The 12,270-nt window shown below is 60.5% G+C and carries 9 protein-coding genes; 8 read left to right on the top strand and 1 reads right to left on the bottom strand.

What is annotated here, in order from left to right; all coding sequences use genetic code 11:
- Positions 1 to 625: 625 nt before the first annotated feature.
- The 7 genes from ACJJVH_RS23785 to ACJJVH_RS23815 all read left to right on the top strand — a co-directional run bounded on the left by ACJJVH_RS23785 (position 626) and on the right by ACJJVH_RS23815 (position 9,463).
- Positions 626 to 1,282 carry a DUF2291 domain-containing protein gene (locus ACJJVH_RS23785; protein ID WP_113385107.1) on the top strand — a complete coding sequence of 219 codons (657 nt, stop codon included), beginning with the start codon at positions 626 to 628 and terminating at the stop codon, positions 1,280 to 1,282.
- A complete protein-coding gene (locus ACJJVH_RS23790) occupies positions 1,279 to 2,823 on the top strand; it encodes a sugar ABC transporter ATP-binding protein (RefSeq protein ID WP_412065317.1) in 1,545 nt (514 codons plus the stop codon). Before ACJJVH_RS23785 ends, ACJJVH_RS23790 begins: the two co-directional genes overlap by 4 nt.
- Before the next feature lie 22 nt (positions 2,824 to 2,845).
- Positions 2,846 to 3,898 carry an ABC transporter permease gene (locus tag ACJJVH_RS23795; RefSeq protein WP_412065318.1) on the top strand — a complete coding sequence of 351 codons (1,053 nt, stop codon included), beginning with the start codon at positions 2,846 to 2,848 and terminating at the stop codon, positions 3,896 to 3,898.
- A 105-nt stretch (positions 3,899 to 4,003) separates the two neighbouring features.
- Entirely contained in the window at positions 4,004 to 4,951 is a 948-nt protein-coding gene (locus ACJJVH_RS23800; RefSeq protein WP_162749304.1) for a D-ribose ABC transporter substrate-binding protein, read from the top strand.
- A 370-nt stretch (positions 4,952 to 5,321) separates the two neighbouring features.
- The gene (locus tag ACJJVH_RS23805) at positions 5,322 to 6,077 is read left to right on the top strand and encodes a DeoR/GlpR family DNA-binding transcription regulator (RefSeq protein WP_412066212.1); all 756 of its coding nucleotides are present in this window, start codon (positions 5,322 to 5,324) and stop codon (positions 6,075 to 6,077) included.
- 51 nt (positions 6,078 to 6,128) lie between these two features.
- Positions 6,129 to 7,652: an FGGY-family carbohydrate kinase gene (locus ACJJVH_RS23810; protein WP_412065319.1), complete on the top strand. Its 1,524-nt coding sequence runs from the start codon at positions 6,129 to 6,131 to the stop codon at positions 7,650 to 7,652.
- A gap of 68 nt (positions 7,653 to 7,720) precedes the next feature.
- A complete protein-coding gene (locus ACJJVH_RS23815) occupies positions 7,721 to 9,463 on the top strand; it encodes a glycerol-3-phosphate dehydrogenase/oxidase (protein WP_412065320.1) in 1,743 nt (580 codons plus the stop codon).
- Positions 9,464 to 9,472: 9 nt separating this feature from the next.
- On the opposite strand, the gene fba is transcribed toward ACJJVH_RS23815, so the two are convergent.
- Entirely contained in the window at positions 9,473 to 10,537 is a 1,065-nt protein-coding gene (gene fba / locus ACJJVH_RS23820) for a class II fructose-bisphosphate aldolase (protein WP_113371753.1), read from the bottom strand.
- A gap of 508 nt (positions 10,538 to 11,045) precedes the next feature.
- Here fba and ACJJVH_RS23825 point away from each other — a divergent pair.
- A complete protein-coding gene (locus ACJJVH_RS23825) occupies positions 11,046 to 12,173 on the top strand; it encodes a mannitol dehydrogenase family protein (RefSeq protein ID WP_412065321.1) in 1,128 nt (375 codons plus the stop codon).
- The last annotated feature ends 97 nt before the right edge of the window (positions 12,174 to 12,270 follow it).

The raw sequence follows: 12,270 nt of genomic DNA on the forward strand, positions 1-12,270 counted from the left end.
TGTAATTTTTTTCATATAAAATAGCTGCTGTCAATTCCCCGACCGTAGCAAGGAGGAGCCTTGAGAGCACGGCGGAGAAGAGAGAAGCAAAGGACGTCACCCCTTACGAAAAATCGCCGCCGCCGCCGACAGCGCGCGATGCAGTGATGTATATTGCGCTTCAATAACAAATGATTATGCCGAATCTTTCACATGGAATCGATGGCACACATGCTGGCAATGGAATTTTCGTCAGTCGCCCATCGAATTGAAGTTTCAATGGGCATGCAAAATGGGCTCCAGACTTGCATGGCGGCTGACGATATCCAGAGAAGATGAAATCGTCGTTGACAGGTGAAGAAATTTATAACATATGAATTGCGGTTATTAACACACTTATATCACAAATTTCGCATGGATATGGCGATTGTGAATCCGAATGGGCGACTGGAGGAGACAGTCGTCCGCACGCTGAGGAGGCTCCTGATGTTGAATTTCCTTATCCGCCGACGGCACGATGCGAGGCCGAACGGATCATCTGCGGCTCCGGATGCACGGATCGCATTTCCGCCAAGCCGGGTCTGAGGAAATCCTCTCCATTTCTCCATCAGGCAATGCGGCAAAACATGCCGAAGGTCGTTTGAACATGAATACGCAAGCTCAATACGCAACTGCCAAGCCGGCAGGCTCGAAGCTCAAGATCGCTGTGGGCATCGCCGCCGTGGTGATCGTGATCGGCGCCATTGCCGCCGATACCAAGGTGGTCCGGATAGGCTCGGCGCACGATGTCCGCGAACAGGGCTTCCAGCCCGAAAGCTATGGCGCCCAGGAATTCCCCAAGGTGCAGGCGGATGTCGAAAAGCGCGCCGTCGATGCGGTGACGCTCGCCAACGCCGTTCTGGCCGACAAGAAAGCGGCCGGCGCGAAATACGGCGTTGCGACGACGACAGGCCCTGTCCTGCCCGTATCGCTGACCGGCACGTTCGGCGAGCGCAAGGCCAATCTCAACGAATTCAAGGTCGACGGCATGCCGGATGGTGTCACCATTCGGGTACAAACCGGCCCCGCAATCAACGGCACCGATCTTCGCGATGCGACCGGCACGATCGAATTCGGCCAGTTTACCAATCAGATCGAGTACCAGGACGCCGGTTCCGCCATCAACAACGAGATGAAGAAGGCAACGCTTGGCAGCCTCGATCCGGAGAAACTGACCGGCAAGACGGCAACGGTTGTCGGCGTCTTCAAGCTCATCAATCCGAAGAACTGGCTCGTCACCCCGGTAAAGGTCGACGTGAAATGAGCGAGGTCCTGCAAAATGAGGCAACTACGGGCGAAGTCGTTCTCGCCGCTCGTAACGTCGCCAAGGCCTATGGCAGCGTTCACGCGCTGAAGGGCGTGAATTTCGACATCCGCCGCGGCGAAGTAACGACGCTCTTCGGCGAGAACGGCGCCGGCAAATCGACGCTGATGAAAATCCTGTCCGGCGTCATCCAGCCGACATCGGGAGAAATCATCCTCGACGGCAACCCGATTACCTTTGTCTCGTCGACGCACGCACGCGCCTGCGGCATTTCGATCATCCACCAGGAATTGAGCCTGGCGCCCAACCTTAGCGTCCGCGACAACATCTTCATGGGTCGCGAGATCATGAAGGGCGGCGTGGTCGATTTCGCCGAGGAGGAACGCCAGACCCGCAAGCTGATGGAAGAGCTGGAAGAGCACATCGATCCGCTCACGCCGGTCGAGGACCTTCGCCTCGGCCAGCAGCAGATCGTCGAGATCGCCCGTGCGCTTTCCGTCAATTCGCGCATCCTGATCATGGACGAGCCGACATCGGCGCTGAGCGCCAGCGAAGTCGAAGTGCTCTTCAAGGTCATCCGCGACCTGACGAATCGCGGCGTTTCGATCGTCTATATCTCGCATCATCTGGAAGAGGCGCTGCAGATCACCAATCACGCCGTCGTGCTGCGCGACGGCAACATGACGGCCTATGCCGAGCGCAAGGACATCGATCTCGAATGGATCGTGCGCAACATGGTCGGCGACAACTTCGACCTCGGCAGCCCGCCGGCCGGCTACAAGATAGGCGATGTGGCGCTGACGATCGACAATCTTACGGTTCCCGGCCCGTCGGGAGCGGCGTACAACGCGGTCGACCACATGTCGCTTCAGGTCCGTGCCGGCGAGATCGTCTGCATCTACGGGCTGATGGGTGCCGGCCGCACCGAATTGCTCGAATGCGTGGCCGGGCGCCTGAAATCGAGCGGCGGCCGCGTGCTGCTCGGCAATACCGATGTCGGCGGCCTCAGCATTGCCGGCCGCATCGCGCAAGGGCTGGTCCTGGTGCCGGAAGACCGGCAGCGCGACGGCCTCGTGCAGACGATGACCGTCGGCTCGAACCTGTCGCTTGCCAGCATCGGCGCCTTTACCAAGGGCCTTTTTACCTCAAGCGGCCGCGAGCGGGCCCTGGTCGGCGAGTCGATCCGCAAGGTTCACATCAAGACCGATGGCGGCGACGCTGCGATCGGGTCGCTCTCCGGAGGCAACCAGCAAAAGGTCGTCATCGGCAAGATGCTGGCGACGGAACCGCGCGTGATCCTGCTCGACGAGCCGAGCCGCGGTATCGACATCGGCGCGAAGGCCGAAGTCTTCAAGCTGCTCGCCGAACGAGCCAAGGAAGGCCTGGCGGTGATCTATTCGACGTCGGAAGTCGCCGAATGCCTGAGTATCGCCCATCGCATCATCGTCATGCACCGCGGCAAGATTTCTGCCGAGTTCGGTCCCGACGTCACCAAAGAAAAGATCATGGCCGCCTCCGGCGAAGCAGTGGTCGCGCACTAGCCGCATTCATGGAGCACTGATTATGTCAGTCACGAACATCACAGATAAAAAGCCAATTTCGAACGGACAGCGGCGAAGCTTCAATCTCGTGCGGCTGATCCTGGAAGGGCGCGCCTTCTTCGCGTTGATCGTCATCATCGCGGTCTTTTCCTTCCTGTCGCCCTATTACTTCTCGCTCGGCAACTTCCTGACGATGGCCTCGCATGTCGCGATCTTCGGCATCCTGGCGATCGGCATGCTGCTGGTCATCCTCAATGGCGGCATCGACCTTTCGGTCGGCTCGACCCTCGGCCTCGCCGGCTGTATCGCCGGCTTCCTGATGCAGGGCGTCACGCTTTCGAGCTTCGGCGTCATTCTTTATCCGCCGGTCTGGGCCGTGGTCGTGCTGACCTGTGTGCTCGGCGCCGTCGTCGGCGCCGTCAACGGCGTGCTCATCGCCTATCTGCGCGTGCCGGCCTTCGTCGCCTCGCTCGGCGTGCTCTATGTCGCCCGCGGTATCGCATTGCTGATGACCAACGGCCTCACCTACAACAATCTCGGCGGACGGCCCGAGCTCGGCAATACCGGCTTCGACTGGCTCGGCTTCAATCGCCTCGCCGGCATCCCGATCGGCGTCATCGTGCTTGCCGTCCTCGCCGTCATCTGCGGCCTGGTTCTCAGCCGCACCGCTTTCGGCCGCTGGCTCTATGCCTCGGGCGGCAACGAACGCGCCGCCGATCTTTCCGGCGTTCCGGTCAAGCGCGTCAAGATCATCGTCTATGTCCTGTCGGGCGTTTGCGCCGCCATCGCCGGCCTGGTCCTGTCCTCGCAGCTGACGTCGGCCGGGCCGACCGCCGGCACCACCTACGAACTGACGGCGATCGCCGCGGTCGTTATCGGCGGTGCCGCTCTGACAGGCGGTCGCGGCACGGTGCGCGGCACCATGCTCGGCGCGTTCGTCATCGGCTTCCTGTCGGACGGCCTCGTCATCATCGGCGTGTCGGCCTACTGGCAGACGGTCTTTACCGGCGCGGTCATCGTGCTCGCCGTGCTCATGAACAGCATCCAGTACGGGCGCCGGACCAAGTCCAGCTGACGCGCGACATTCGAACTTGTCACCGATCGGTGAAAATGCCGATCGGAGAAAGCACCGCCGGTTCGCCGGCATCAACCTGAGCTCATCAAAAAGGGAGAGAGACTAATGTTCAAAAAAGGTTTGCGCATCGTCATGGCAGCGGTTGCAGTCGCACCGCTTCTGACAGGAGCAGCATGGGCCGCCGGCCAGATGACGATCATCGTCAACGATCCGTCGAACCCCTACTGGCTCACGGAAGGCAATGTCGCCAAGGCGGCGGCCGAAAAGCTCGGCTACACGGCAACGGTCGGCGCTCACAAGGGCGACACCAACACCGAAAGCAACCTGATCGACACGGCCATCACCAACAAGTCGGTCGCCATCATCCTCGATCCGGCCAACGCCGATGGCTCCGTCGGCGCGGTCAAGAAGGCCGTTGCCGCCGGCATTCCGGTTTTCCTGGTCAATGCCGAAATCAACCAGGAAGGCCTTGCCAAGGCGCAGCTGGTCTCCAACAACGCCCAGGGCGCCGCCATCGGTGCGCAGCAGTGGGTCGAAGCCGTTGGCGACAAGGGCAAGTATGCCGAACTCTTCGGCGCACCGTCCGACAACAACGCCGCAACCCGTTCGAACGGCTATGAAACCGTTCTGACGCAGTACCCGGACCTCCAGAAGGTTGCCAAGGAAGTCGCCAACTGGGACCGTACCCAGGGCCACAACAAGATGCAGTCCATCCTGCAGGCTCATCCGGATATTATCGGCGTCATCTCCGGCAATGACGAAATGGCGCTCGGCGCGATTGCCGCTCTCAAGGAAGCCGGCAAGCTCGCCAACGTCAAGGTCGGCGGCTTCGACGGTTCGCCGGATGCTGTCGCCGCCATCAAGGCCGGCGAGCTCCAGTACACGGTTCTGCAGCCGGTCGCCGTCTTCTCCGAAGAAGCCGTCAAGCAGGCAGACAGCTTCATCAAGACCGGCAAGACCGGCGCCAAGAGCGAAAAGCAGCTTTTCGATTGCATCCTGATCACCAAGGACAATGTCGACAAGTACACGGCTCCGTTCGTTCTGTCCGAGTAATGACAAGGAGGGCGCCGCGCGTCGGCGCCCTCATCCTTTGCCGCGAGAGCCTTTCCGTTTTTTCTCGAATTGCGAAAACGCTCCATCCTTTTGTTCTTACGCAATTCCGAACGGAAAACCGCTGCGCACTTTTCCTGGAATTGCTCCAATAGCGGCCCTTGACCAGAGATCAGACAGAGCTTTCGGAAATTCTGATAGCGAATTGTTTTTATACTATTTTCCAATAGTGTAGTGTTCGCTGCAGCAAGTTGACACCCCGCAAGGCTCAGCGTCAGAGGCCAACGTGACAGACAAGACAAGCTCCTTATCATTCCTGCAAGACGAATTGCCGAGCGACAGTCGGCATTCCCGCCAGCTCGCCCGACGGCAGATGATCGCCGAAGCCGTGATGGCGGAAGGCTCCATGCGCATCGAGGATTTGACCGATCGTTTCGGCATCAGCCTGATGACGGCGCATCGCGATGTCGACGAACTGGTCAGCCGCGGCCTGTTTCGAAAGACGCGGGGCATCGTTTCCGCCGCCGCCACCAGCCTGATTGAATCGAGCGACGTGTATCGCGCCAATCGCCAGGCGAACGAAAAGAAGATGATCGCCGCCGCGGCGATGCAGTTCATCGAGCCCGGCCAGGCGATTTTCCTCGACGACTCCACCACCGTCCTGCAAATGGCCTCGCAATTGCCTGCCAAGGTTCCGCTGACGGCGATCACGAATTCACTCACGCTGATGAATGCGCTGAAGGACATGCATGACGTGACGCTTCTGGCGCTCGGCGGACAATACTATAATTGGTGCAACGCCTTCATGGGGCGCATGACGATCAACGAAATCAAGTGTCTGCGCGCCGATGTCGCCTTCATTTCGATGTCGGCCATCATCGATGACGTCGTGTTCCATCAGTCGCCCGAGATCGTCGATATCAAGCGCGCGATGTTCGACAGCGCCGCCAAGCGCATCCTGCTGACGGATCATACGAAGTTCGAACGGCGGGCCCTTCATAGCTTCGCATCCCTGAGCGAGTTCGATGTCGTCATCGTCGACGAGAAAACGCCGGCCGCTCATCTGGAGCGCATGCGGAGCAAGAATATCAATGTGGTCGTCGCCAGGGGCGACAGGGAGCGATCCTGAGGCGGCCCGACATGGGCTGCCCTGCATCGTTCGCCATCAGGAGTAACGAAAATGCCGAGTCTGCTCGGAATTGACAGCGGTTTGACCGTCACCAAAGCCGTCATCTTCGACATCGACGGGACGCCGCTTGCCGTCGCGCGCCGCCGCGTGACCCAGTTCATGCCGAAGGCCCGCCATGTCGAACGCGACATGGACGAGCTCTGGACGCAGACCGCAGATGCGATTGCCGAAGCGATCAAGCTCAGCAACCGCCCCGCCGCCGACATACAGGCCATTGCCACAACCGCGCATGGCGACGGCATCTATCTGCTCGACAAGGCAAAAAAGCCGCTCGGGCGCGCCATCCTGTCGCTCGACAGCCGCGCCGGATCGATCGTCAACCAATGGCTGAAGAGCCCGCTTGCCGACGAAGCCCTGAAACTGACCGGCCAGTTGCCGCACGTCTCGGCTCCATCGGCGTTGCTCGCCTGGCTCAAGGCCAATGAGCCCGAACGCTATGCCCGGATCGGCCACATCCTCAGCTGCAAGGACTGGCTGCGCTTCTGCCTGACGGATGTCGCCGGAACGGACCGGACCGAAGCAAGCACGTCCTTCACCGATGTTTCGACCCAGGGCTATTCGCCCGATGCGCTGAAGCTCTTCGGCGTGGCGGAGGCGACCCATGCCTTGCCGCCTGCCTCGCGTTCCGACGAGATTGTGGGCTATGTGACCGAGGCGGTTGCGCAACGAACGGGCCTTGCCAAAGGCACTCCCGTCGTCGCCGGCCTGCATGATGTCACCGCTTCCGCGCTTGGGGCCGGCGGCTATGCCGACGGCATCGTCGCCGTGATTGCCGGCACCTATTCGATCAACGAAACGCTTTCGTCGGAGCCGCGTGTCGACGGCCGCTGGTTCTGCCGCAATGCCATTGCTCCGGGCCAGTGGAACAACATGTCGATCTCGCCGGCGTCATCGGCGAATTACGAGTGGTTTCTGGAAAAACTCTGCGCCAGCGAAATTGCAAGCGCCGAGGCGTCGGGTCGGTCCATTCACGCCCTGCTGGCCCCCGAAATCGAGGCCGCCTTCAACCGCCCGTCGAGCACATTGTTCCATCCCTATCTGTTCGGCTCCCCCTATGGCGCGGATGCAAGCGCCAGCTTCTTCGGGCTCGGCGGCTGGCACCATCGCGGCGACATGCTGCGCGCCGTCCTCGAAGGAATCGCCTTCAACCACAAGATTCACGTTGACGCGCTAAGTGACGGTTTTTCCTTCGATCAGGCGAGGTTGGCAGGCGGCGTATCGCGTAATCCGATCGTCGTGCAGATGTTTGCCGACGTGCTCGGCATGCCTGTTACCGTGACTGAAACCGATGAGGCTGCCGCCTGGGGGGCTGCGCTTTGCGCGGGCGCCGGCGCCGGTATTTACACGAGCCCGCAAAGCGATCCTCGCGATGTCGGCAAGATCGCCACGACCTGTTATCCGGATTCCGCCCGCAGTACGGATTACCGCGTCCGCTACGAGCTGTTCCGCGATATTGCCGAAGCGATGACGCCGCTCTGGCCGCGGATCGGCAATCTCGCCGTTCGACACTCCTAAGACTAGACCGCCAATTGCGCCGCGCCGACAGGCTGTTTCGCGCGGCAGTTCAGCAGGACGATGATGTTATGACCGATATGACCGCCGATCTGAAACAACGCTTCTCGCAACTTCAAGAAGGCGATGTCGACGTCGTCATTCTCGGCGCCGGGGTCAACGGCGCAGGGCTGTTTCGTGATCTTTCCGCGCAGGGCGTCAATTGCCTGATCGTCGACAAATCCGATTTCGGCTCGGGAACGAGCGCGGCGCCGTCGCGGCTGATCCACGGCGGCCTGAAATATCTCGAAACGGGCGAGTTCCGGCTGGTCGCCCAGTCGGCGCTCGAGCGGAACCTGCTGTTGAAGAATGCCCCGCACTGCGTCGAAGCGCTGCCGACCTTCGTGCCGATCTTTTCCTGGATGCGTGGCATACCCGCAGCCCTTCGCACACTGTTGGGATCGACGACCGCGCCGCGCAGCCGCGGTGCCGTGCTCGTCAAGATCGGGCTCGCGCTTTACGATTTCTTCGGTTCGCGCAACCGCGTCATGCCGCGCCACAGGTTCCTGTTGAAGGGCCGCGCGCTGAAGGAAATGCCGCATGTGACGCCTCAGATCGTTGCCGGCGGCATCTACTACGACGCCAAGATCAGCCGGCCGGAAAGACTGGTCTACGAATTGGTCAAGGACGGGCTGGAGACGAACAGAGGCTCGGTGGCGGCGAACGCTACTGCCCTAGTTTCCGCAGCCGACGGCCTGCTGACCTTCCAGCGCTCGGACGGATATGCATTTTCGGTCAGGCCGAAGCTTGTCGTCAATGCCGCCGGTCCCTGGATCGACCACGTCAACGCCGCTCTCGGCGCGCCGGCTCACCTGATCGGCGGCACCAAGGGATCGCACATCCTGCTCGACCATCCCGAGCTGGTGCGCAGCCTGAATGGCCACATGATCTATTTCGAAGCCGATGATGGCCGCATCTGCCTGGTCTACGGCTATCTGGGCCAGGCGCTGGTCGGCTCGACCGACATTCCCTGCGACGACCCGGACAATGTGCGCTGCGAGGAACACGAGATCGACTATTTCATCGACAGCGTGCGGTCGCTGCTGCCCAGCCTGCGTTTCGACCGCGACCAGGTGACATACAGCTACAGTGGCATCCGTCCCCTGCCCGCCTCCGACGCCTCGTCGCCGGGATTGATCAGTCGCGATCACTCCGCACCCGTGTTCGAACCTCAGGCCGGACGTCCATTTCCGATCATTTCGCTGGTCGGCGGAAAATGGACCACGTTCCGCGGCTTTGCGGAGGAGGTTGCGGACACGGTGCTGGCACGCCTTCAGCGCACACGTAAAACATCCACCGAACGGCTCGCCATCGGCGGCGGCCGGGATTTTCCGCTCGATTCCAATGCGCGTGCAGCGTGGACCCGGACGGTGGCGACAAAGACCGGCATCGAGACAAGCAGGGCAGATGAGCTGTTAAGCCGATACGGCACGACCGCAGCAGCAATCCTTGCCTATCCTTCGGCGCATGACGACGGCGAACGCATCAGCGGCGCGCCGCGCCACAGCGCGCGCGAGATCGACTGGATCGCGCGGCAGGAAATGGTCGTTCATCTGTCGGATATCGTTTTCCGCCGCACCACCATGGCAATCGAGGGCCTGCTGACAATCCAGGGCCTGCGCGAAATCGGCGCTATCGCGGCGAATGCCCTGCAATGGGATGCACAGCGTCTGGCCAAGGAAATCGACGACGTCGTCGCGTCGCTGGCGAAATTCCATGGCCAGACACTGACCGAAGAAAGCGTGCGCCGGGCGGCAAGCCCGGCGTCACGCTGATTGCCTGTCTCAGGAGAAGACCGGGTCGAGCGAACCGGATTTGTAACGCCTGGCCATCTCGCTAACGGTCAGTGGCTGGATGCGCGAGGCGTGGCCGGCCGTTCCGAACTGCTCGAAGCGCTCCTTGCAGAGCTTCGTCAGGGCCGCCATGGCAGGCTTCATATACTTGCGGGGATCGAATTCGCTCGGGTCTTCCTGCAGCACGCGGCGGATCTGACCCGTCATCGCCATGCGGCCATCGGTATCGATGTTGATCTTGCGCACGCCATTCTTGATGCCGCGCTGGATTTCCTCGACCGGCACACCCCAGGTCGGCTTCATCTGCCCGCCATATTTGTTGATGATTTCCTGCAGCTCCTCGGGAACCGAGGATGAGCCGTGCATGACGAGATGCGTATTGGGGAGCTTGCGATGGATCTCCTCAATCACGTTCATCGCCAGCACCGAACCATCCGGCTTGCGCGTGAATTTATAGGCGCCATGCGAGGTGCCCATGGCGATCGCCAGCGCATCGACCCTGGTTTCGCGTACAAATTTAACGGCCTCGTCCGGATTGGTGAGTAACTGATCGTGCGACAGCTTGCCTTCCGCGCCATGGCCGTCTTCAGCCTCGCCCATGCCGGTTTCCAGCGAACCCAGCACGCCAAGCTCGCCCTCGACGGAAATGCCGCCGAGATGCGCCATGTCCGTAACCGTCTTCGTCACGCCGACATTATAATCCCAGTCCGCCGGCGTCTTTGCATCTGCCTTGAGCGATCCGTCCATCATGACCGACGTAAAGCCGGCCTGGATCGCCGTCATACAGCTCGACGGATCGTTGCCGTGGTCGAGATGCACGCAGACCGGGATATGCGGGTAGATCTCGACCACGGCATCCATCATGTGCTTCAGCATGATATCGTTGGCATAGGCCCTGGCGCCCCTCGATGCCTGCATGATGACCGGCGCGCCGACGGCATCGGCCGCTTCCATGATGGCAAGCGCCTGTTCCATGTTGTTGATATTGAAAGCAGGAACGCCGTAGCCGTTTTCAGCGGCGTGATCGAGCAGTTGCCTTAAGGTGATACGTGCCATTCAACTCTCCCCCTGGGTCATGATGGTAGCCATGATTGCGCGGGTGATGCTATGCGCTTTTGACGGCGGCACGAAACAGAATAGCCGCTGCCGACATGCGGATTCCTCGAAAATCCAGCGAAGGCCGTTCCTGCACCGCATCATCCCGATAGGCTCATAACAAATAAAAACGACAAAATCACAAAATATTTGACATTTTGTTGTTATTTTTATGAAATTTTCGCTTTCCAGACTTTGCCGGCCGAGGAGCAGGCATTTGATCGGCTACGTAGACCCACCGGGGAGTACCTCTTCGGCTGAACGCTCGCCCGGCCGCAATCTTATCCGCTGCCCTTCAACCAGAAGAGCAAATCCGTACGTCTGTTTACTTCCATAAAAAACATTTGACGGCCGGCCGCTTGGCTGTTTTCTATAGATAAAAAACAGATATGGGAGGATATTGGATGTCCGCTGACCGCCCCGATCACGCAGCCACGCCTTTTGGCTTTGAACATATGAGGATATTGGCGTGAGCGCGCGGATCATCCAGTTCGGCACCAGCCGGTTCCTGCAGGCACATGCGGCATTCTTCGTGCATGAAGCGAGGCAATCCGGACAGGATATCGGCCCCATCGCCGTCGTTCAGGTTTCGGGCGACAGCGGACGCAGCGGACGCGTCGGCGCTTTCGGCAAACCGGGGGGATACCCAGTCGTCATCCGCGGAATGTCGAGCGGCCAGCCGGTCGACCGCACCATACAAGTCACCAGCGTCGTCCAAGGGCTTTCCGCCATCGAGCATTGGCACGAGCTTTCGAGACTCTTTGCCGAGAGTGCCGAATTCGTCATCTCGAACACCGGCGAAACCGGATACACGACATGGCCGGAAGAGGACCGCTTTGACGGGGTTCCCCGGTCCTTCCCCGCCAAGCTTGCCGCCCTTCTGGTGAGGCGCTGGCAGGGATCCCGCCGTCCGCTGGTGATCCTTCCCTGCGAATTGATGACGGGAAACGGCCGCGTGCTGAAACAGACGGTTATCGATTGCGCCAGGCTCAACGATGTGCCGGCTGAATTCCTTACCTGGCTTAACGACCATGTCGCCTTCGCCGAGACGCTGGTCGACCGCATCGTTTCCGAGCCGATCGAACCGATCGGCGCCGTTGCCGAACCCTACGCGTTATGGGCAATCAAACGCGCGCCGGGTGTCCGCGTTCCCTGTATCCATGACAGCATCGTGCTGACCGACGATCTTGAGCCATATGAGCGCCTGAAGCTGCATATTCTCAATCTCGGCCATACTTTTCTTGCCGAAATCTGGCAGCGCGAGAACAGGCCGGCGGATGAAACCGTGCGCGCCATCCTGGCAGACGAGGACATACGCGCAAGGCTCGATGCGCTCTACCAGAACGAAGTGCTGCCAGGCTTTGCTGCAAACGGCATGGGCGACGAGGCAAAGGCTTACGTCACAACGACACTCGACCGTTTCCTCAACCCGTTTCTCAATCATCGCATCGCCGATATCAGCCAGCATCACCGCGAGAAGGTCGCCCGGCGCATCCATGCCTTTCTGGATTGGGCCGATGCGGCAGGCAGCACTTTGCATGCCCCCGTGCTGAGACAGATCGCGGCGCGCTATCCGCTGAATGGAGATGCGTCATGAGGTCGGTAGAGGTCTGTGTTCAAAGCAGCCGACATGACGGCAGAGGTGATCAATGAGCTGAGCGCTTCTCCGCTCTTCCAATCGCGACTTCGTCAGG

It is taken from the genome of Rhizobium sp. SYY.PMSO (genome assembly GCF_046840415.1).
GTDB lineage: Bacteria > Pseudomonadota > Alphaproteobacteria > Rhizobiales > Rhizobiaceae > Rhizobium.